Annotated in this window: 13 protein-coding genes; all 13 read right to left on the reverse strand. The window is 66.8% G+C overall.

Annotation, left to right across the window (positions count from 1 at the left end; all coding sequences use genetic code 11):
* Nucleotide 1: 1 nt before the first annotated feature.
* A complete protein-coding gene (locus ACIIOY_RS03980; RefSeq protein ID WP_411033351.1) occupies nt 2–1309 on the reverse strand; it encodes an aminotransferase class I/II-fold pyridoxal phosphate-dependent enzyme in 1308 nt (435 codons plus the stop codon).
* Nucleotides 1310–1392: 83 nt separating this feature from the next.
* Nucleotides 1393–8799 (reverse strand): SDR family NAD(P)-dependent oxidoreductase, encoded by a 7407-nt coding sequence (locus ACIIOY_RS03985; RefSeq protein WP_411033328.1) that lies wholly within the window; start codon nt 8797–8799, stop codon nt 1393–1395.
* A 254-nt stretch (nt 8800–9053) separates the two neighbouring features.
* The gene (locus ACIIOY_RS03990; protein WP_411033329.1) at nt 9054–10328 is read right to left on the reverse strand and encodes a capsule polysaccharide biogenesis protein; all 1275 of its coding nucleotides are present in this window, start codon (nt 10326–10328) and stop codon (nt 9054–9056) included.
* Nucleotides 10325–11917, reverse strand: a complete 1593-nt coding sequence (locus ACIIOY_RS03995) for an LTA synthase family protein (protein ID WP_411033330.1) — start codon at nt 11915–11917, stop codon at nt 10325–10327. The genes ACIIOY_RS03990 and ACIIOY_RS03995 overlap by 4 nt, the downstream gene beginning before the upstream one ends.
* A gap of 254 nt (nt 11918–12171) precedes the next feature.
* Nucleotides 12172–13194, reverse strand: coding sequence for a polysaccharide biosynthesis/export family protein (locus ACIIOY_RS04000; protein WP_411033331.1), 1023 nt, complete (start codon nt 13192–13194; stop codon nt 12172–12174).
* Nucleotides 13195–13641: 447 nt separating this feature from the next.
* A complete protein-coding gene (locus ACIIOY_RS04005; protein ID WP_411033332.1) occupies nt 13642–15003 on the reverse strand; it encodes an amidase in 1362 nt (453 codons plus the stop codon).
* A gap of 190 nt (nt 15004–15193) precedes the next feature.
* Entirely contained in the window at nt 15194–16471 is a 1278-nt protein-coding gene (locus ACIIOY_RS04010) for a type III PLP-dependent enzyme domain-containing protein (RefSeq protein ID WP_411033333.1), read from the reverse strand.
* Nucleotides 16464–17987, reverse strand: a complete 1524-nt coding sequence (locus ACIIOY_RS04015) for an AMP-binding protein (protein ID WP_411033334.1) — start codon at nt 17985–17987, stop codon at nt 16464–16466. The genes ACIIOY_RS04010 and ACIIOY_RS04015 overlap by 8 nt, the downstream gene beginning before the upstream one ends.
* Complete coding sequence (locus tag ACIIOY_RS04020) at nt 17984–18244, reverse strand: acyl carrier protein (protein WP_411033335.1); 261 nt, start codon at nt 18242–18244, stop codon at nt 17984–17986. The genes ACIIOY_RS04015 and ACIIOY_RS04020 overlap by 4 nt, the downstream gene beginning before the upstream one ends.
* A 29-nt stretch (nt 18245–18273) precedes the next feature.
* Nucleotides 18274–19119, reverse strand: a complete 846-nt coding sequence (locus tag ACIIOY_RS04025) for a hypothetical protein (RefSeq protein ID WP_411033336.1) — start codon at nt 19117–19119, stop codon at nt 18274–18276.
* Between the two features lie 133 nt (nt 19120–19252).
* Nucleotides 19253–20353, reverse strand: a complete 1101-nt coding sequence (locus ACIIOY_RS04030) for an acyltransferase family protein (protein ID WP_411033337.1) — start codon at nt 20351–20353, stop codon at nt 19253–19255.
* A gap of 173 nt (nt 20354–20526) precedes the next feature.
* Entirely contained in the window at nt 20527–21828 is a 1302-nt protein-coding gene (locus ACIIOY_RS04035; RefSeq protein ID WP_411033338.1) for a four-carbon acid sugar kinase family protein, read from the reverse strand.
* Nucleotide 21829: 1 nt separating this feature from the next.
* Entirely contained in the window at nt 21830–23086 is a 1257-nt protein-coding gene (gene oiaX, locus ACIIOY_RS04040; RefSeq protein ID WP_411033339.1) for a 3-oxo-isoapionate-4-phosphate decarboxylase OiaX, read from the reverse strand.
* Between the last annotated feature and the right edge of the window lie 139 nt (nt 23087–23225).

The raw sequence follows: 23225 nt of genomic DNA on the forward strand, positions 1-23225 counted from the left end.
GCTAGACCCCCGTCATGAGACGCGCGATCTGGCTGCGGTCGATCGTGTTGAGGCCGAAATTGTCCCGGACGAGCGCGCCGAGCAGTTCGGCGGTCTTCTCCACCGTTTCGCGGATCTGCTCTTCCGTGTGCTCGCACGTGATGAAGAAGCGCAGCCGCGCCTGTCCCTCCGGCACGGCCGGATGAATGATCGGCAGCACGTTGACGCCGGCGGCGAGCAGATCGTTCGACAGGCGCACGGCACGCAGCGAGTCCCCGACGAGGACCGGAACCACGGAATGCCCTTCGCTGAGGCCGGTATTAAGGCCGGCCTGCCGGGCCAGATCGAGGAACAGGCGGCCGTTGTGCCTCAGCCGCGCGACCCGCTCCGGCTCGGCGGCGAGCAGGTCCAGGCTCGCGACGGCACCCGCCGCAAGCGCCGGCGGCAGGCCGACGCTGTAGACGAAGCCGCCGGCCGAGCCCTTGAGCACCGTCGCCAGGGCGGCGCTGCCCGCGACATAACCGCCGCAGCTCGACGTCGTCTTCGACAGGGTCCCCATCCAGATGTCGATATTGGCCGGATCGATGCCGAAATGTTCATGGGTGCCGTGGCCGCCCGCGCCGAGAACGCCGAGCGCATGGGCCTCGTCCACCATCAGCCAGAAGCCGTAGCGGGTGCGCAGCTCGGCGAGACGCGGCAGGTCGGCGACATCGCCGTCCATCGAATAGATGCCTTCGACGATCACGAGGATGCGGCGGAACTTGCCGGTGAAGTCCGCAAGCAGCTCCTCCAGATGGGCCGTGTCGTTGTGGCGGAAGAAGCGGCGCGCGGCGCCGGAAAGCCTGATGCCGGCGAGCGCGCTGTTGTGGATGAACTCATCGTGGATGACGAGGTCTTCCGGGCCGAGGAGCGTGCCGATCGCCGTCACGTTCGTCAGGTAACCGCTGACGAAGACCACCGCCGCCTCCACGCCGTAACAGGCGGCGATACGCTCTTCGAGCTCCCGGTGGATCGGACGCTCGCCGGCCACCAGCCGGCTTGCGGAGGCCGAGATGCCGTAGCGGTCGATCGCCTCGCGGACCCGCTCGTGGACACTGGGATGCTGGTTGGCGCCGAGGTAGTCGTAAGACGCGAAGTTCGCGAGGCGGCGGCCGTCGATCTCGGTCTGCGCGCCCGCGCCGACGTCGTGCATACGATAGAACGGGTTGCCGATCTGCGTGAGTTCGCCCGCCAGTTCATGCATGCGGATCTGGCGGTACTCGGGCAGGTCCTCGAAGCGCGGGACGGGCCGCTCCGCCGACAGCGAAACGGCAGCCGGGCGGGCGTCCATGGTGGAGACGCCGCGCATCTTCTGCAGCAACGCCGCCTTGCGCTCCCGCGCCATGCGGCTCGCGGACGATTCGTCCATGGATGTCATCTTCCTCTCGATGCGGCCGAGGACGAGCCCATATGCTGCTCCGCCAGCGCCTCGACGTGCTCCATCTCGTCGCCATCGTGCTCCGCCTCTTCGGCACGCGCAACCTTTTCGTAAAGGTTGCGGACGACGTTTTCGATGGTCGTCGTGTCGCCCACGCTGGTGATCGGGATGTCGAAGCCGGTCTTCTCCTTGAAGCTCAATGCAAGCTCGACGGCCATCAGGCTGTCCAAACCGACATCCTTCAACACCTTGTCGCGGCCGAGCGCGCTCTCCGGAACACGCAGGATCGTCGCCATCTCTTCCGCGACAAGGGCATAGAGCGCGTCGAGCGCTTCCGCCTCGCTCTTCTGCGCGACGAGGGCGGCCAGGTCCACCGTGTCGCCGACGCTGCCGCTGCCTGCCGGGCCGGCCTGCTTCAGCAGCACCTCGAAAAGCGGCGTACCGACGATCTTCAGGTTGCGCGCGGCGGCCCAGTCGATGGGCGAGCAGACGACGACAGCCGCGTCGACCGTGCCCGGATCGTCGCGCATGTGCGCCTCGACCATGGCAAGGGCGGTCGCGGCCTTCATCGCGGTGCTGCCGATGCGGCGTGCCAGGAGATCGCCGACCTCGTCGTTGCGGGCAAGGTATCCCTTGTCCGAGATCGCGCCGAAGGCGACGGCAAGGGCGGGAAGCCCTTGCGAGCGGCGCGCGCGCGCCAGGCCTTCGAGATAGCCGTTGGCGGCGACGTAGTTGGCCTGCCCCGGATTGCCGATCAGCGTCGTTGCCGACGAGAACATCAGGAAATAGTCGAGCCTGTCCTTGCGGGTCGCCCTGTCGAGGATCGCGGCCCCCCGCGCCTTGACGTCGATGACCCGGCGGAACCGCTCCTGCGTGAGGTTCGGCAGCAATGCGTCGTCGAGCACCATCGCCGCGTGGACGACGCCCTTGATGGGCGCTTCCTTGCGCAGGCGGGCAAGGAGCGCATCGACCGCCGTCGGATCGGTCACGTCGCAGGCATGCAGGCTCGCCGCCACGCCCCGTTTCCGCCAGGCCGCAACGGCGGCGTCGGTCTCGGCGTCGGATATGCCGCGGCGCGTCACCAGCGCGAGCCGCCGTGCGCCTCTGGCCGCGAGCCAGTCGGCAGCCGAAAGGCCGAAGCCGCCGATACCGCCGACGACGACGTGGATGCCCTGCGCATCGAACGCGACGGGCCTGCCGCTCGCCGCGGCCACGGCATCGTGGCCCGCCTGCGGCGGCAGGAGCACGATCTTGCCGATATGCCCGGCGTTCTGCATGAGGCGGAACGCGTCGGCGATCTCGTCATGCTCGAACGTGCGGTAGGGCAAGGCGCGAAGATCGCCCTTGGCGAACAATGCGCCGAGCTGCTCGAAGATCGACTTCGTCAGCGCCGGCGCCTTCAGCGGCAACTGGTCGGCGTCGATGCCGAAATAGCTGACATTGCGCCGGAAGGGCCGAAGGCCGATCTTGCGGTCCGCATAGTAGTCGCGCTTGCCGAGCTCGAGGAAGCGCCCGAACGGCTTGACCAGCTCGATGCTGCGCTCCATCGCGTCCGAGAACAGCGAGTTCAGCACCAGGTCAACGCCCTCGCCGCCCGTCGCCGCCTTCACGTCGGCGACGAAGGAGAGCGAACGGGAATCGAAGACCAGATCGACGCCGAGCGAGCGCAGGTAGCTGCGCTTCTCGTCGCTGCCGGCCGTCCCGATGATGGTAAGGCCGAGGACCTTTGCGATCTGGATCGCCGCAAGGCCGACGCCGCCCGCCGCGCCGTGAATGAGAACCGTCTCGCCCGGCCGGGCCCGGCCGAGCTCGACCAGCGCATACCAGGCCGTCAGGAAGGTGACGGGAACCGTGGCGGCCGCGACGAGGTCGAGCTCGTCCGGGAGCTTGGCGAGGCCGGCGCGCCTGATGACCGTGTGGGTGGAGAACGCGGCCGGGCCGATGCCCATCACCCGGTCTCCGACGGCAAGATCCTGCACGCCTTCGCCGACGGCGGCCACGCGGCCGGAGAACTCCATGCCGATCGTCGCACCGGCGAAACCGTCCTCCAGCGCCTCCTCGGGCAGGAGGCCCATGGCCCACATCACATCGCGGAAGTTGAGGCCTGCCGCGGCGACCTCGACGAGAACCTCGCCCGCCGCCGGCGCCGGCCGGTCCATGCTTTCCCAGTAGAGGCTGTCGACGCGCGACGGCGTGCGCTGCCGGACGGTCGCGGCGGCAAAGTCGGCGCGGGAGACGTCGCAGGAGGGGACGGGGCCGCCCACGGCGCGCAAGGCCTCCGCGTGCCGCGCACCGCCGACGATGCGCCATTCCCTTTCGCCGTGACCGGCGGAGACGAGGTGGAGCGCCTTGCGCCAATCCTCGCGCTCCGCGTCCACAAGGTGGATGTCGATCTCGCTGAACTCGTTGGAAAGCACGCGCGCGAAGGCCCACAGCCCCGCGGACAGCGGCGAAGCGGCGGCGCCCTCGCTTGTGCCGGCCAGCGCGCCGCCGGGCAGGAGGAGCACGAGCCCGGGCCGGCGCTTCGCCGGACTTGCCTGCAGGGCCTCCACCGCCTTCGCCAGGCCGTGGGCGTCCCGCGCCAGCACGCTCTCATCCTCGGAACCGTCCGCCGGCGCCACGTAAAGCAGCAGTTGCGCGGCCGTATCCGCCTGCACGGCCGCTTCGAGGGCGGCGCTCAATTCGGCGGCCGGCTGGTGCAGGTCGATTGCCGGCAACTGTGCAAGGGAGCCGGCAACCGCGCCGAGCGGCGTGAAGGAAACGGCATCCTGCGGGCCGCTTTCCTCGCCTTGCCGGGCGGCAGGCGAAACCTCGATGAGAAGAAGCGGGCCATAGGGGCGCTGGACGGTGCGAAGCGCGTGCCGGTCCGCCGCCAACGACGTCAGCCGCCGGCTCCATTCCGCTTCGCTCGCAAGCCGGCCGACCGGGAAAGCCTGGGACAGACCGTTCGAGAACCAATCCGGCGCCAGGCCGAAGAAGAAATCGTAGAGCAGGGAGGCCGGCGTTTCGGCCGCAATCAGCCGGGCGCCATTTGCAAGGCCGGCGGCGCACGCGCCGGACAGCGCGTCGTCCGCCTCCAGCATGGCATGGAGCCGGTCGCAGGTGCTGACGATCACGTCGGCGCCGCGCAGCACGTCCGCCGCGCCGCTGACCGCCACGCGCGCGCTCGCGCCGAAGGCGACCTCGGCGGCGCGCCGCAATTCGTCGGACGGCTCCACGATGACGAGATTGCCGCCGGCGCGGGCGGCAAGGTCGGCAAGCCTCCGGCTGAAGCCGGGTGCCGTCGCGCCGACCTGAACGATGACCGGTGCGTCCTTCGCCCCCTCCGCCACAGCCTTCCGCGCCGCGGCGAAGACGAGCGCGTTGCGCTCGCGGGCCTGCGGCGAATGCAGCCGGAGAGCCTGGCGCATGGTCTTGCCGCCGAGTTCCAGCGCGTCCGCTCCGCCGCTGCGCAGGTGGTCGATATGGCGCAGCACGCCCGCACGGATTTCGGCGAGCAACACCGCTTCCGCGCCGCGGTCGGGCCGTTCGGCGGTGAATTCGGCAAGGATTTCGCCGGTCTCGGGCAGGTCGGATGCGGCTTGCACCGACCAGACGCCGTCGCTCTGCGCGGCCAGCCCCGCCTCACCCAGGAGGTACAGCGCATTCGACAGGAAATCCTGGAAGGACCTGTCGCCCGGCAAGGCGGAAAGCGGCAGCCGGCCCGCGGCATCCGCAAGCGGCAGCACAATGTCGTGGCAGGCGCGCAGAACCGCAGCCTGAAGGAAGAGCGAGGCATCGTCCGGCGCGGACGGTTCCGGCGCATCCATCACGAAACCGGCCGCCGGCCGCGACGGATGGTCCACGATGGTCTCGGCGACGGGAACCGCTTCATAATGGAAGGTCAGCGACGCCGGTGTGTGGTGCTGCTGGAGCCAGGTCCGGCGGAAACGGCAATCCTCCAGGAGGAGGATCGGGCGGCCATCTTCCGCTTCGAGCACGAAGCGCGCCTTGATGGAATGGGGGCTGACCCGCTCGACCTCGATACGGGCACGCGCCGGGGCGATACCGGCGGCGAGCAGGGAGATGGAACCGAAATGAACCGGGATATAGGGCGCACCTTCGGCATCGCCCGAGAACCGGTCGAACAACCCGACAAGGCCATGGAAGGCAGCGTCGAGAAGCATGGGGTTGACGCCCCAGGCCAGCATCGGATGGGCGGGGGCCGAACCGGGCGCGAGTTCGACATCGATGCGCGCGCGCTGATCGGTCTGCACACGCTTCGCAAGGCGGAAGGCCGGGCCATAGTCCAGCCCGAAGGAGGAAGCGATGCCATAGATGCGCTCCGCCGGGATGTCCTCGGCGCCCGAACCGAGCGCCTCAAGTGCCGGCGTGCGCATTGCAGGCAGGGCCTTCTGGCAGCGGCAGACCACATGGAGGGTCCAGTCGTCCGCACTCAGCCTTTCACGGGAGCGAATCTCGATCGTGCCGGTTTCCCGCGAGATCACCGTCGACAGTTCCACCATCGCGGAACCGAGTTCGAGCGGGCGCAGCAACTCGATGTTCGTGAGTTGCACGGCGTCGGTGCCGAGCGCCTGCTGGGCGACCTGAAGCGCGATCTCGACGAAGCCGGCGCCGGGCATGATCGCCCGGCCATCGACGACGTGTTCGGCAAGATCCGGGAAAAGCTGCGCATCAAGGTGGTTCTTCCAGGCGGTCCCGTTCGGGTCCGCCCGCCAGCCGGCAAGCGAATAGGCACGCGTCATGTAGCGTCCGAACAGATCGTAGCTGTCCGTCGTCGGAGTGCCGGCCATGGACTCCTTCTCGAAGGGAACGCCGGGCAGGTCGATCGCCGCGTTCCGCTGTGCCCGCGGCAGGGCGGCGCCATGCGCCAAGGCCCGGACGATACAGCCGGCAACGGGGTCGGTCGTACCGTCGTCCTCGCTCCTGTCGAGCGTCTGGACCAGTTGCGCGGCCGCACCGCTCGTCTTCACCGCATCCCTCAGGTAGTTGGTGAGGATGGGCTTGGGCGAGATCTCCATCAGCAGGTTGCAGCCCTGCTCGAGGGCGCGGGCCACGCCTTGCATGAAACAGACCGGTTCGCGCACGTTGCGCCACCAATAGGCGCCGTCGAGGGCCGTGCCGTCTACGGGCTCTCCCGTCACCGTCGAGATGAAATCATACTCCGTCGCGCGGGGGGCGATCTTCGGCAGGGTCTTGAGGAATTCATCCTTCGCCTCATCGACCAGGGGGTGATGGAAGGGATAGTCGATGTCCAGCGGCTGGACCGCCAGCTTCTGGCGCCGCCCAAGCGTCCGCAACGCCGTGATCTGCTCCTTCGGCCCCGAAATCGTGACGGAATTGCTGGCGTTGACGGCCGCGATGGCGAGCCCGTCGAGGCCGTTGCGCCGGATGAAATCACGGGCGGCCTCTTCACTGCACAGCGCCGCCGCCATCGTTCCCTTGCCGCGGGTGACGTGCTGGCAGCGGGAGCGGACGCCGACGACCGCCACGGCATCGACCAGCGACAAGGCGCCCGCGATATGGGCAGCGGCAACCTCGCCGATGGAATGACCGAGGACAACGGCCGGGCGGATGCCCGCACCGATCAGGCACTGCGCCAGCGCCACCTGTATCGAGAACAGGAGCGGCTGGGCGACGCGCGTATCGGCAAGGCGCTCGGCGAGGTCGTCGGCGACGAGGAGATCCGTCAGCTTCTCGCCGATCTGGTCTTCGAAGAGCGCGCTTATGGCGTTGAAATGGCGGCGGAATACCGGGTTCTCACGCAGCGCGTCGACACCCATGCCGGCCCATTGGGCGCCGTTTCCGGAAAACAGGAAGGCGACCCTGGGCTCGCCGACCGGTGCCTCGCCGACCGCCGCAACCGGCCCGCCGCGTCCGGCGAGATGGTCATCGATCCCCGCAACGACGTCGCGGGGCTTCCTGCCTTGCGCGACGAAACGGTACCGAAGCGGCGTGCGCCCGGCAGCGGCGGCGGCAACGAGCGACTGCGCCGCAGCCTGATTCGGGATGCCTGCAAGCGTGTTCCGATAATCTTCCAGCAGCGTCCGCAGGGCGGATTCCGTGTGAGCGGAGACCATGAAGTAGTCGCCCCCGGCCACCCCCTCCGCCGCAGGCGCACCCCGCCGGAAAAGCGGATCGGAGATGACGACGTGCGCGTTCGTTCCGCCGAAGCCGAACGAATTGATGCCGGCGAGGCGGGGACGCTGGCTGCGCAGCAGCGGCAGCGGCGTCGACGTCACGCTGACGTTGAGGCCGGTGAAATCGATGGCATCGTTCGGCGTATCGAAGAACAGCGACGCGGGAAGATGGTCGTGCTCGAGCGCCATGACCGCCTTGAGCACGCCGAAGAGACCCGAGGCCGGCTCCGTGTGACCGATATTCGTCTTGATGGAGCCGAGCGGGATCGGCGCATGCCGCTTCTGGCCGATGACCTGGCCGATCGCCCAGACCTCGGCCGGATCGCCGACCTTCGTGCCGGTACCGTGACCTTCGATGAACGCCAGGTGATTCGGATCGATCGCCGCTTCCGCGTAGATCCTTTCGAGAAGACACGCCTGCGCCTCCTGGGACGGCAGCGAAATGCCATTCGTCCTGCCGGCGGAATTGACGCCCGTCGCAAGGATGCGGCCGCGGCTGCGGTCCCCCGCGGCACTGGCCTTGTCGCTGCGGCGCAAGATGACGACCGCCGCGCCTTCGGCGCGCACATAGCCCGAGGCATCGTTGTCGTAGGCCCGGCAGCGGCCTTCCGGCGAGAGCATGCGGGCCTGCGCAAAGCCGACAAAGGGCAAGGGGTGGCTGAGAAGGTTCACGCCGCCGACGATCGCCGTGTCGATTTCCCCGCGGTTGAGCGCGCGGACGGCCTGATCGAGCGCGACGAGGGAAGACGAACAGGCCGTGTCGATCGTCAGGCTCGGCCCGCTGAGGCCGAAGATATGCGAGATGCGGTTTGCGACGATGGACAGCGTGTTGCCCGTCATGAAATACGGGCCGCCCGCAGCGGGGTCTTCGGTGGAAAGGTTGGCACTGTCGAGGCTCGATGCGCCGACATAGACGCCGATCGCCTCCTCCTGCAGGGCCGAGACGGAGAGGTTCGCATCCTCCAGCGCGCGCCAGGTCACCGAAAGCAGCAGGCGCTGCTGCGGATCCATCGCCATCGCTTCGCGCCGCGACAGGCCGAAAATGCGCGCATCGAACATGTCGATGTCGTCGACGATGCCGGCCGCGAACGTATAGGTCTTACCCGCGTTGCCGGGATGGGGATGCCAGAAACGCGACTTGTCCCAGCGTCCTGCCGGGACATCGGTTACGGCGCATTCGCCCCGGCGCAGCAGGTCGAACAGCTGCGACGCAGAACCAGCCCCCGGAGCAACAGCGGCATATCCGATAATTTCAACCGTCATGGACACCAAACATTTTTACTATCGCTCAGTCCCGAAGCCCCGGGAAACCAGTCATTCCCCGAGAACCTACACGGAAACACCCTGAGTTGCTCACCTGACAAGGCAATACAGGAGGCAGGGTCGCCAATGCAAGGCCGCACTCTGACATAAACGGAAGGATATACAGTTCACAATAAGCAAACGAGGATAAGATAAGTTGAGACCAGGGCGCTTAACACCAATATATGGCACTTCCGGTCCGCAAGCGTTCCTGTTCATGTTTGCGAGTTATGTGCTGCCGCCCGGCCCTCCCCGCTCGTGCCGACCAGGCGGTGCACGATGGCGTCGGCCGCCGCCGAGGAGCCGGCATCCGAATAGAAATTGCCGCGCACCTGATACTCCTGGGCGAGCAACCGGAAGAACGCATCCTCCAGTGCCCTTTCTGCCGGGAACGGATCTTTCCAGAAGGCGTCCAGCGGGCCGGGATAGCTGAGACCAGGCGTATCGAAAACGGCCGAGCCCAGGGTCTTGACCGGTTTGTGCTTCCTGAAGGCTCCGAGCGCGGCGGTCGAATTGACGGTCACAAGGCCCACCGCGGCGTCGATCAGCCGATCGAGGTTGCCGCCGTCGATCGTGTGGATGCGCCCGCTTATCCCGTGGCGTTGCGCCTCGCTTTCGATATGCGCTCTCCAGTCGATCAGGCCGTTGTCGAGCGGGTGCAGCTTCACGAGGAGCTGGTGGTTCCCCGCTGCATGCGCCGCAAAGGAGGACACGATCCGGGAGATGGCTTCCTGCTGGTTGGCGAAGGGCGAATGGGCCCGGAGCTGGTAATCCGTCTGCAACTGCAACGGGTAGACGAAGAAGGGAGCCCCGCTGCCGAGCAGGCGGCCGCATGTCTCCTGCGTCTGCGCTTCGGTGCGTTTCTTTCGCAACAGCCGCAGAACCCATCCCGCATATTCGGCAAGCGGATGGAAAAGCGCATGCCTGCGGTAATGCGGATAGAGGAACCAGAGGAAGACGTTCGGCAGGTTATAGAGGAGGTCGTAGCCGGCTTCCACAACGAAGCGATGGCGATAACGGACCGTCCAGTCCGGATCGGGCAGTCCCGCCGCCGCGGCGAGGATGCGCTGCGGCTCGCGCGGAAAGTGGGAATTGGACGATATGCCGTCGCGCTCGAACGTCACCCAGTCGGGCCTCATATATCCCATCTCGACCACGTGGATGTCGATGCCAAGCGCCTTTGCAGCCAGCACCGCCGCCTTGTGGTAGGGACGCTCCTCCCCCAGCAGCAGCAGGTCCGTGACGCCGTTGCGCGCCATGAAGTCGCGCACGAATTCCGGCCAGCGTTCCCGCCGGCCGCGATAGTTGACGCCGCCCCGGCGGCGCCAGAAGATCCAGTCGCCGATATTGAGATTGATGCGCAGGCAGGCATGCCCCCGCTCCTCCAGCCCCGCCGCGCATTTGGAGAAGAGGGGAGACGAGGGCCCTTGCAGGAAGAGGAAGGTGCGTTTCGCCCGCGCCTGCGGCGGAAGGAGTGCGTCTGTCGTCATTCTGTTCGCCGCCGTTGCACGTCGGCATGCGTGAAGAGCGTTCCCAGCAGATTCCAGGGCGCTTCCTCCTTGACCGACGTCTCCGCCTCCCCCTTGCCTGCCCGTGCCAGCGGCACCAGGGCGTAGTCCGTGCGCGGATCCGGGAACGGATCGGCGAGCGTCTTCAACAAGGGCGCGTGATCGCCGTAGAAGGCCAGCCAGACGGGACGTTCGAGGCGGTCGAGGTAGGCGACGAGATGGCCGAGGGCCTCGTCCGACTTGCGCAGCAGTTCGGTATAGATCTCGACCGGATCGGTCAGGTCACCGCACCGGCCCGGCAGCCATGGCCCGTGGTTGCCCATCGATGCGACGAAGACGAAAGCCGGCTGCTCCTTGCCGATGCCATCGATGATATCGACGACCATCTTCGTGAGGCGCCGGTCGGAAACATAGGGCCCGTCCGTATCGGGATTGTGCGCGAAGCCATCGAGCATCGTCATGTTGTCGAAGCCCAGGAGAGGCATGGCCTTGTCACGGAAGAAGAAGGTCTTCTCGTACGGATGGACGAAATGCGTGAGCCAGCCGGCCCGCTTGAGCCGCATGGGCCAGACGATGTCCGAATAGTGCGCTGCCCGCAGGTAGGGGTAGCTGGCGTCGGCATGGGCATCCTCCGGCTGCAGGCCGCTCAGCACGGCGAACTCCGTGCGAAGCGTATAGCCGCCCTCGAACACGCTCGTCATGCGCCCGGACTGCACCGCGCGCGCCTTCAAGCCGTCGAGATTCGGCAGGTTCAGGTCCGGCACGCCGAAATGGCGCAGATCGTAAAAGGACTCCGATTGCCAGACGACGACGAGCGGCGCGTTTTCGGCCGTTACGGCATCGTCGGCATGCACGATTTCATGGAATGCATGCTGCAAGCTCGCCATGAGCTCGGCGACGATCTTGTCCCGGCGCGTCCCGATCCAGATGAGAAAGTGGTAGATGACCGATGCGAACGTGCCGAAGCGGACGGTGTTGACGAAGACGTCGAGCGTCTGAAGCAGGCTTTCGCTGATCCTGCGCAGCCGGACGTTGATCGGCTTGACGAAGATGAGGACATGGGGGCCGAAGGCCACGCACAGGCCGACGACGATCCAGAAAACGCGGTTCCGGGCCGGCAGGATGCTCGGCTCGAAGTAATAGAAGAGCGCGGACGCGCCGAAGACATAGCTGCAAGCGATGATCCAGAAGAGCACGTTGAGCTTCGTCGCGTAGAAAATCTCCTTGTGCTTGAACACGTCCGCGACGAGCGCGATATCGGAGAAGACCAGCGGCTCGCGGATGAAGATGAACTTGGCGCGCGAGATCGCGGTGAAGATGATGAAGAAGCTCAGCGTGCCCTGCGCGGCATAGAGCGGGCGCCAGGAAATCGCGAAGAAGCCGGCGAAGACGATCGCTATGATCGGCAGGCGCGCCGCCGTTTCGATGACGACGCGCCGGGCAGTCCGCTCGATCCGATGCCTGCGGGCCACGTCTCGCGGCAATGCAAGAGGATCCGTCAGATAGACGACCACACTGGCCCACGCGAAACAGGCGGCGGTCAGCAGCCAGACGTTACCAAACCAATTCATTGCTCGGTGCTCATGCGCGTTGCAATTGTCCCCAGGCAGGCGCACAGGTGAGAGCGGCCAGCTGAACCTTATGCGCCGGTTCTGGCAATTTATGCCGCAGCAGGCAACCCTTGGACATTCAGGAAGGCCGGCGAAGCACCATTTTCCGGATGCCCGGCCCGTGCATCGTCGCAGGGGCCAAACGCGCAGCCGGGCAATTCCGGCTATCGCGTCAGCCGGAATCCGGTCTCACGATCCCTTCCCTGTCGCCGATCTCAGTTGCTCAGATCGTTGACGTTCGCCGCAACGGCCGCACCCTGGACAACCGGCGATACGGTCGTGCTGATGAGCGTCGAGAATTTCCGAATTTCGGCGAGGGAAGAGTTGGCGATGTAGACGAGGTCGCGATTGTTGACCTTGAAGCCCTTCAGGATGAAGAAGCCGCTCGGTTCCTTGAGGTCGATCTGGTAGATGACGTTGACCGTTCCGTCGGCATGCATCGGCTGCGCAGTGGGAACCATCTTGCGGACCAGGCCGACCGGCTCGCGGCGATAGACGAATACGCCCCTGGCGTTGGCGCGGTCGTCATTGAGCCCGCCGACCTTGGCCAGCGCCTGGTTGAGATAGAGCTCGGATTCGTCGAACTGCACGGAAGCGTTCACCATCGAGGCGCCGAAGACGGTGAAGCTGCGCGGCTGGCGGATGAGCGTGATGACATCGTTCGACTGGACGTAGATGTTCTCGCGCGGATCCGAGATGAGCTTCTCCATCGGTATGGTTTCCGACCTCGAGCCGCGCGTGATCTGCACGGCAAGCTGGTGGGACTCCATGCGGGGGCCGCCGGCGGTTGCGATCACTTCCATCAGGCGGTTGCCGCCGGGAAGAAGGGGAATGAGGCCGCTCTTGGCCACCTCGCCGGTCACCGTCACCGTGTTCGAGTTGTTCATGACGACATTGACGAGAACCTGGGGTTCTACGGCCATGCCCTTCAGTTTTTCTTCGATCTGCCCTTTGACTTCCTGCGGCGTGTGTCCGACGACTCTTATCACGCCGGCATAGGGAACCACGATCGTTCCGTCTTCCGAAACGGGCTGCTGAGGTATCTGCGCCGCGCCCTGCTGATTCTCGCCGCTCGAGAACAGGCCGTTCTGGGAGGCTTCCCATATGGTCACCGTCACGATGTCGCCGACGCCGATGCGGGAGGAGCTCAGCTTGCGCCCGCCACCGAAGGCGACGGAAAGCGGACGCTCCTGCATCTTGGCCAGCAAATCCGCGACGGACTGGGTCACGTTGACCATCACGTAAGGCGTTTCCGCGGTCTTTGCGCCGGACTTGATGGCGTTGGCGCTCGGGCCGGAGCTGGGGATAACGGTGCAGGAAGAGACAAGTAGCAGCGCAGCCATCAAGGCCGGAACGAGCAAAAATCGGCTAGACGATTGCATCCATCTTCTACTTTCAACTTTCAACCATGCCACCACGGCAACCGGGGGATTTGCGTGGGCATGAGTACAGCAGCGAAAGGAGTTGATCAACATTCAATCTATGTCGATCCCTCCATGTTTCGGCTCAATCTGGAACAAGTGGATTAAGAATTCTTATCGATGAGATAAATATGCGACAATCTCTTCCACAAGCGGGGCAGCGCCGACGGAGCGAACGCAAAAAAGCCCGTAGAATCATGTGCGACGCCTGGAATTACGCATTTTCGGACGCAAAACCGCTTCGCGTTTTTGCTGGGGATGCCGCTAGCCCAACAGGCCTTCCACCGTGGCTGCGGCGGCGAGGACACGCTCGTCGCTTCCCCTCGGCCCGGAGAGCAGGAAGCCGACCGGCATTGCGTCAGCGCCGGTGCCGCAGGGCAGCGACACGCCGCACCAGTCGAGGAAGTTGCCGATGAGGGTGTTGCGCAGCGTCTTTCCGTTGACCTGGAAGAACAGGTCCTCCTCTTCAAGCAGCGGCTCGACGGGGGGAGCGACATGGGGAAGCGTGGGGCTGATCAGCATCTCGCCCGGCCCGAGCCGCTGCTCGAAGGCGGCTATCAGCCTTTCGCGTTCGGCCAGCGTTTCCAGGTAGTCGGCGAGCGAGATCTTCTCGCCGAGAAGCGTGCGCTTGACGACGCGGGGGTCCATCCCGGCGGCAGCCGGACCCGTGATGCGCGCGCGATGGAGTGCGAAGGCCTCGGCCGTCACGAGCGCGCCCTTCCTGGCCATCAGGTCGAAGAGCGCGGAGAATTCCGGAAAGGCCTGGCGCCGGATGCGCGCCCCTGCCCTTGCCAGGCGCTCGACGGATGCCTCGAACGCCGCGACGACCTCCGGCTCGGCCCCGTCGAAGAACACCGTCTCGGGGACGACCAAGGAAAGGTCGGCCGGGCTCGGGCGCGGCAGCGCCGATGCCGCCGGGAACCCCCGCATGGCGGCGTCGATCCAGGCCGCGTCCTGCGCGGTGCGGCAGAGCGGCCCGAGCGAATCGAGGCTCCTTGCCAGCGGGAAGACGCCTTCCATGGAATAGCGCCCGCGGGTCGCCTTGTAGCCGACGATGCCGTTGAAGGCGGCGGGAATGCGCACCGAACCGCCGGTATCCGTGCCGATCGAGACGGGGACGAGGCCGGCGGCGACGGCGACGCCCGAGCCGGACGAGGAACCGCCCGGAATGCGGTGCTCGCCGGCGGGCGAAGCCGGATTGCGCGGCGTGCCGTAATGCGGATTGATGCCGAGGCCGGAGAAGGCGAACTCGCTCATGTTCACCCGCCCGACGCTGACCATGCCGGCGCCGGCGAGCGCCCGCACCACGGCGGCGTCCCGATCCGCGGGCGCGCTGTCCTTGAGTATGCGCGAGCCGGCGGTCGTCGGCAGGCCCGTAATGTCGAAGAGGTCCTTCCAGGCAATCGGCACCCCATCCAGCAGGCCGAGCGAGCGGCCCCCGCGAAGGCGGCGACGGGAGGCTTCCGCCTCCGCCTTCGCCCGGTCTTCCAGGACATAGGTGAAGATTGCGGCATCCGCATGCGCCCCGATGGCGGCCAGCGTCTCCTCCGCCAACGCGACGGGATCGAGCGCGCCCGACTGGAGGAGCACGGAAAGCTGGGCGATCGACCGCGGCTCTGTCGGCATCGTCAAATGTCCTTCTCTGCCCGTCCGACGAGCTGCATCCAGCGGCGGACGAGATAGTTGTGTTCATCCATGGCCGTTTTCCAGACGGCGATGCGTACCGAACCGCAATCGACATCGCAACAGAAACCGCTTGCCGCGCTGGGCAAGGCCGACTGCCGCGCCGGATTTCACGGGCGCGTCCGGGCCGTCGTTATCGGATGAGGTGGATCCGTCCGTCCTCCACGAGGACTTCGGCGGGCTGCGGATGCGACAGGAAGTTCACCGGGCTTGCCGTCAGGCCGTAGGCACCCGATTGCAGCACGGCCACGAGGTCTCCCGCGCGCAGATCCGGCAGCCCCGTATCGCGGGCGAGCGTATCGAGCGGCGTGCAGAGCGGGCCGACGACCGTCGCCGGCAGGTCGGCGGCGGCCGCCATGTGCGCGGGGGCCACGACCGGATAATTGCGCTTGATGACCTGGCCGAGATTGCCCGACGCGGCCAGATGGTGGTTCATGCCGCCTTCCAGAACGAGGAAGCGCACACCGCGGGACTGTTTCACCGCGTTGATCTCGCTGACATAGAGGCCGGCTTCGCCGGCGAGGAAACGTCCCGGTTCGACGATCGCGCGTGCGCCGGCCAGCAGCGGCTCCGATCCCATGAGGGCCGTCAGGTCCGGTATCGCGGCGGCCACGGCATCGAGATCGAGCGGCCTGTCGCTGGAATAGTAGGGGATGCCGAGCCCCCCGCCGAGGTCGACCGTGCTCAACGGTCTGCCCGCCATGCGGGCGACGCGGCCGGCCAGCTCGATCGCGTGGCGCCATCCGCCGACGAGGGCTGCGGCATCGAGGATCTGCGTGCCGCCGTAGACATGGATGCCGACCAGCTTGATGTTCGAGGCCGTCGTCACGGCCGCGACGGCCGCCTCCAGCTCCTCCTCGTCGAAGCCGAATGCGGTCGCTTTGCCGCCCATCCGCATGGCGCCGACCTGGACGGCCGGAACCGGGTTGATGCGGATGGACGCGCGAACGGGCCTGCCGATCGAACGGATGCGCTCGATCTCGTCCATGCCTTCGATGTGGACCTCGCCGATGCCGCCCTCGATCACCGCCTCCAGTTCCTGGCGCCGCTTGCCGGGGCCGGCAAAGAGGATCCAGTCCGGCGCCGCGCCGGCGGCGATGGCCGCGCGGTATTCGCCGAGCGAGGCGATCTCCACCCCGGCGCCCTCATCGAGGAAGAGCCGGATGACGGGCTCGGCCGGGTTCGCTTTGGCCGAATAATAGATGGAGGCGAAACCGCCGAGCGCGCCGGCAAGGCGGCGATAGGCCCGCCGCATCTGCCGGCCGTCATAGATATAGGCCGGAGACCCCACCTGCGACACGATCGAACGGACGGCGAGGCCGCCGACGCAGAGGTCGTCGCCCCTCACCTCGAAAAGGCTTTCCGCGAGCGCGTATCCGTGGCTTGCCGCCCTGTTCACGGGATCAGCCATCGCTTGTGCGCTCCCGGACGAGCTGCCGATAGTCCACCTTGCCGTTGGGCGTCACCGGCAGCGATTCGACGAGTTCCAGCGCGCGTGGAACCATGTAGGGCGCTAGCGTCCCGGCGACGGCCTGCAGGACGGGCGCGGCCGCGACATCGGGCTCGAGCGCGACCGCCACCGCATGGACCTTCTGCCCTGCGAATTCGTCCGGCAGGCCTATGACGGCGACCTGGCGGAACCGCCCGGTCGCCATGATCGCCTCCTCGACCTCGGACGGACTGATCCGGTAGCCCGAGGACTTGATCATCGCGTCGTTGCGGCCGATGAAGCTGAAGAACCCGTCCTCGTCCTCGACCGCGAGGTCGCCCGAATAGCAGACGATGTCGCCGCCCTGTTCCCTGGAGCGGAACGGGTTCTGCCTCAGCACCCTTGCGGTCTCCTCCGGGCGGTTCCAGTAGCCGAGCGAAACGGTCGGCCCGCGATGGACGAGGATGCCGGGCTCGCCCGGCCGCGCGCGTCGCCCGTCTTCCGTCACGATGAAGATCTCGCATTCCGGAATGGCCTTGCCGATGGAGGTCGGACGCCGGTCGAGCTCCTCCGGCGGCAGGTAGGTGGAGCGGAAAGCCTCGGTCAGGCCGTACATCAGGTAGAGCTTCGTCTGCGGCAGCATCTTCCTGAGGTTCGCAACCGTCTGCGACGGCACCGCACCGCCGGAATTCGTGATGTAGCGCAGGTGCGGCAGGTCCGTCTTGTGCAGCAGCGGCGCGGCCTTGGTCAGGATCGCCCAGATGGTCGGCACGCCGGCGAGCGCGGTGATCTGGTGGTCGCGAAGCGCCCGCACGATGTCGTCGCCGAAACGGAAGGTCAGGATGACCGTCAGCGCACCCTGCTCCACTGCGGTCAGCAGCTGGTTCAGGCCATAGTCGAAGCTGAACGGCAGCACGGAAAGAATGCGTTCGGCGGGCGTTATGCCGAGATAGGTGCGCACGATCCGCACGCCGGCAAGCAGATTGCGGTGCGACAGCATCACTCCCTTCGGCCGGCCGGTGGAGCCGGAGGTGTAGAGGATCGCCGCGAGATCCTCGCCGATATCGGCATCCCGCAGCGATGCGGGCTCTGCTTCCGCCATCTCCTCGACGAGGAGGATGCGCGCCTCTGCGACCCCTTGCAGGCACTCGGCGACCATGGGCGCGAGCGCGCGGTTCGTGACCACGATGCGGGCCTTGCAATCGGCGACGATATGGCTGATCTGCCGGCCGCGCAGCAGCGCGTTGATCGGAACGAAGACGCCCGCCGCCCGGCTGACGGCGAAGATCGCGACGCATTCCTCTATGCCGCGCGGCAGGAAGATCGCAACCCTGCCCCCCCGCTCAAGGCCCGCAAGCAGCAGGGCCGAAGCGAAGCGCTCGGCCTGCCGGTGCATGGTGCGATAGTCGAGTTCCCGCCCGCCGTGGATCAACGCACGCCGGTCGCTCTCCGCGTGCCGGGCAAGCAGGTGATGAAGGAGAACGGGAGCCGGGTTCACGCGCGGGCCCGTGAGACGAAGCCGACGAGGCTTGCGGGCGTCGCCAGCTCCTGGAAATCGAAACCGTCGTCCTCCATGGAAATGCCGAAGCGTTCGCCGAGGAACATGATCAGCTCGAGAAAGCCGAGGGAATCGATTGCGCCGTCGAGCAGCGCCGTGTCCGGTGCCACGGGCGCAAGCGCCGGGAAGCGCCTGTCGATATATCCGTAGATTTCCGCCTCGACGTCATTAACGGGGACGGCTGCGCTATACGTCATGGTCTTCCTCTCCATATGATCCGACGCGGCTACACCTTGAGCAGCACGCGCTCGGAGTAGAGCTCATTGATGATCCGGTCGTTCCATTCGCCCCTGACCTGGTAGCAAAGGCCGCGCTCCCAGACCCGCGCGTGGGGCACGTGCTTACTTTCGTCCACCTGCAGCGTGAGCAGCGGCACGCCGCGCCGGACGAGCAGGCGGGCGAGCGCCGCCAGATTGTCCGTGATGACGTCCGTGCCTTCGGCATAGACGACGCGGGCCGAGGGAATGCGCTTCCTCGGTATCACATCGAAGACGACGGGAGCGTAACGGCCCGCCGATTCGATCGCCGTGACGATGCAGCCGAGCTTCTCATGGTTGCCGAGAGCACGCATCAGGGCGTCGGGAACGGCGCCCGCCGGCACGGCCGAAAGCGGCACCAGCCTGCCGCGCCGGCGTCCGACGATCGCCAGCCACGGCAGGAACAGCAGGAGGCGCTTGAAGCCGATCGAGCGGAAACCGAAGCGGGCGTTCACCTCGACGGCGGCCTTCGTCGGCGTGAAGTCCGTATAGGTGACGTTCCTGTCCGCCAGGGCCGCCATCATCAGGCGCGCCGCGGACCAGCGGTGGCTTTCCTTCACGTACCAGCTCGAGAGGTTGACGAGCTTCCGCCCGGTCTGCGGATCGTGGCTGGGGATCGTCAGCAGAATGCCCACGGGCACCTCTCCGGCCACGAGGAAGTTGCCGATCGCGGGTTCGCCCATCGTCCTGTTGTGGTCGGCAAGCCGCCGCAGCCCGCGCTGCCAGAAGGCCAGCGAGCGCAACGGAAACCCCTCCGTGAGAAGTTCCGCCGCCTCCGCCAGACGGCCTTCGTCTATGGTGCGAAGCTTCAGCATGCCCGTGTCGACACCCCCTTTTCCTTCCAAAGGTTCTATTGGCGACACGTTCTGAAAGCGTAAACGGCACACGCCCTCACCGCGGTTTGCGCCGCCGATGACAACCTTGTGAACGGGACCGGGCGCCTCTTCCCTACGCATGCCGCAGCTGTGTCTTCAGGGTCCGGCGCACGAGATTGCGCGCTTTCTTCTCGGCGCGCAGCACGACGAAGCTGACGAAGAGGACGCCGACGAGGGCGAGGACGAAAGAGAGCGGTCCCGCGACGCCGGCCTGATGGAGCGCGTATACGACGACCATGCCCGTGGTGTAGTGGTTCAGGTAGATGGTGTAGCTCATGTCTCCCAGGAGGCGCAAAGCGGGGTGGGGTGCGACGCGGTCGTTCCAGCGGATCGCGGCGGCCAGAAAGGCCATCGCGGCAAGCCACACGGCCACGGATCCCACGGCCCGGGAGATGTCCCCCCAGTTTTCCAGGACGATCCCGGTGATCGCGAACAGGCCGAACACGGACAGGGCCGATGCCCAGCCCGGACGATCCTTCCGGCTCGTCGCATGCCAGAGCAGCATGCCGATCGCGAAGAAAACGCCGTATCGCAGGAGGAAGACCTTGAACGGAAAACGCGTCAGCAGGGCGACCAGCTGCTCGTCGCCCCGGACGGTGACGGCAAGGAGGACCGCCAGGTAGAATGAACTGGCCAACCCGAGCCCGAGCGCGATCTTCACCAGGGGCAGCGGGCGGACGAATGCGATCGCCAGGCCGATGAGCAGATAGAACACGGCCTCCACCACGAGGGACCAGACGACGCCGTCGATATAGGGCCCGACAGGGGACAGGAGGGCCGACCGCACGAAGCGGTCCAGCAGCGGCAGGGCATCCTCTCCGGCATAGAGCAGTGCGACGAGGCTTATCGCCGCGGAAATCCAGAGCGCCGGCAGGATCCGTATCGCCCGGGCGAGCGCGAAGCTGCGCGCGCCCGCCCCGCCGGCAAGCGGCAACGCGCTCATCGAGATGACGAATCCGGATATCACGAAGAAGATTTCGACGCCGGTTGCCCCGATATTCTCGAAAACGGAAAGGAAGCCATAGGCGCGTTCGGCCGGGTCGAACACGACCTCGGGCCGGCTTGCGGCGTAGGTCGCGAAATGATGCAGCAGCACGAGCATCGCCGCAACGAATCTCAGGAGGTCGATACCGTGAATATGCCGCGGCTGCGACAGGCTAGCGTGGGAAAACATCCGGTTCTTTCCCGTCGGTTGGGCTGCAACGGCTGTGCTGCGGGATATTCTTCAACCGAACCAAGCCAGATGTATCCCCCCGTTGCAAACGGTGGTTGCGAGTATTGTTAGCGGTTAAGGTAAACACGCAAAAGCGAGGCACCCCCGCAACGGCGGCTCGCGCCTTTTTCCGGCTACGCCTTGCCGGCCCGGATCATGGAAAAGTAGTCGTCGCCGCCGACCTGGCCGCCCTTGAGCGCGATCTGCAGGCCGCCGGCCGGGCCGCCGTGGGCGATGCAGAGCGGCGAGCCGGGCGTCTGCGGCAGCGGCATCTTCAGCGTGAGGGCTGAAATGCCCATTTCGCCGAGCGCATGGCTGGACGTGTCGCCGCCCGCGACGACGGCGCGGGCGAGCCCGCCGCGCGCGACGAGCGCCGACTGGATGCGGCCGAGCGCCCGGCCGAGGCGGTGGCGCGCGCCGGCGGACGAATCGATCTCCCCGCCCCTGTCGGCCGAAGGGCCGAGTGCCGTATAGAGAACGACGCTGCGGCCGGCCGCCAGCGCCTTCAGGCCGGCCTCGACGGCCGCGGCGACGGCTTGCCCGGCGTCCTCGCCGGAAAGCGCCAGCGGATCGAGCGCGACACCCTCGAAGCCGTCGGCGAGCGCATGGCGGATCTGGCGTTCCGTCGTGGGCGAGACGCTGCCCGAGACGACGGCGATGCGGTCGACCGGGCCGGCATCGGGAAAGACCGGCCGGTCGCCGATCAGGCCCTCGCGCCGCCAGGCCGGGATCAACGCGTATTCGACGCCGGACGAGCCGCAGACGAAGCGGCCCTTCCGGCGCAAGGCGTTCCAGACGAGTTCGCCGGCGGCGGCCTGCGTTGCGGGATCGAGCACGTCGAGGAGGAGGATGTCGGCCTCCTCGGGCTCCGGCGTCCCGAGGAGGGCGACGACATCGAGCAGCGCGGAGGAAAGCCGCGTCTGCCGCGCAAGGTGCAGGAGAAGATCGGCTTCGTCCATCGGCGTGACGGGATGGCGCGACATGACCGGATGGCGGTCGATGCGGTAGGTCCTGCCCTGATAGGCGGCGAAGAGCGCGCCGAAGGCGGTGTAGCGGCGGATCTGCGGCGCGCCGACGACGAGCGGCACGGTCGCCGCGCCGAAGACCGCGCGGCCGATCTCGATCGCCCGGCCGATATTGCCGACATGCGGGGCGGAATCGAAGGTCGAGCAGACCTTGTAGTGGCAGAGTTCCGCATCGAGCGTCTTCAGCCACGCGAACGCCGCGCGCAGATGCACGTCCATCCACGCCGGCGTCTCGCTGCGGCTGGTGCCGGCAAGGCCGAAGGCGCGCGCGCCGGAAAAGCGCGACAGCAGGTCCGCATCGGGCACCTTCAGGAAGAGCACGGTCTCCACGCCGTTCGCGGCGAGCGCCTCCATGACGTCGGTCGAGCCGGTGAAGTCGTCGCCGTAGTAGCTGATCAGCGGCCGGGTCATCTCAAGCCGCCTTGCCGTCGGCGAACTTTTCGAGGGATTGCGCCAGTTCCGGGTGGTCCTTCGCATAGGTTTCGAGCGGTATGCCCGCAGCGGCGGCCGTCCAGGCCTGCCGGACGGCCTTCACGCCGGCGCCCGGCCCGCCGGGGTGGCTGACGATGCCGCCGCCGCACAGATAGAGCAGGTCCGTCGAGCCGCCCGTCGCCGCGATCGTGTCGGGCGCCTGCCCGCCCCATTGGCCCGAGCAGACGACCGGCAGCGCCACGTCCTTCTGCGAGAACAGCGGCGTGCTGACCGCCTTGTAGGAGCGCACGAAGCTCTCGTCCGGCTCCCAGTATTTCACGCGGATGCCGTTGATCTGGAACTGGTCGACGCCGAGGAGGCGCCAGAACTGCTGCCAGACGGAGAATTCGAAACCGAGGCCGGCGTGCCGCGTGAGGATGTCCCAGCCGTTGCGGTGGGCGTGCAGGACGAGGCCGGAGCGCTTGCGCAGGAAGGCAAGGCCGCCGAAGCCGACCGAATTGACGTTGACCACCGCGCAATTGCCGCCGGCCGCAAGCACCATGTCGTGGTTGCGCATCATCTCGTCGGGATCGGCATGGCTGATGCCGAAGGCGTACATGACCTTCTTACCGGTCTTCTGCTCGTGATCGAGGATTTTCGGCATGATCGCCGCGACGCGCTCCTTCAGCGGCGAATAGGCCGGGCTCATCAGCTTCTCGTCGTCCTTGATGAAATCGACGCCCGCCCCGACCAGTTCGCCGACCATTTCGGCCGTTTCCTGCGGCCTGAGGCCGAGCGCCGGCTTGACGATGGTGCCGATGATCGGCCCTTCCTTGACACCCGTCAGCGCGAAACTGCCCGGCACGCCGAATTGCGGGCCCGGATGGGCGGCGGCGAAGTCCGGCGGCAGCTTCATGTCGACGATGCGGATGCCCGTCAGGCCCTTGATGGAGAAGACGCCGCCGATGGCGATCGTCATCAGCGCGGCAAGGTCGGTGCCGACCGCATCCATCGGGAATTCGATGTCGACGTCGGCGCGGTTGAATTGCGTGGCCCCGCCGGCCTCGTCCGGAAAGGAGGCGTGGCCCGCGGGCGGCAGGGGCCGGACCGCGGCGACGCGCGCCGCAACGCGCGCCTTCAGTTCCTCCGTCTCGCCCGGCAGGGCCACGAATGTGCCGGTCGACTGGTCGCTGGCGATCTTCGCCGCCATCGCCTCCACGGAGCCGGGCGTCTCTATCCGATAGGTCAGGCGGATCACGTCTTCTCCTCCGCGTCGTGTGCTTGTTAAGGCCTGCCAACTGGTATAATGAGTATTTATGTTATTGCAAGCCGGCGCAGTCAAAGCCTGTTGCGGCAATGGAACTTGATGCATATTCAGACCTGTCGAAACCAGGTGG

It is taken from the genome of Shinella agrisoli (assembly GCF_046557955.1).
In the GTDB taxonomy this organism is placed as follows: domain Bacteria; phylum Pseudomonadota; class Alphaproteobacteria; order Rhizobiales; family Rhizobiaceae; genus Shinella.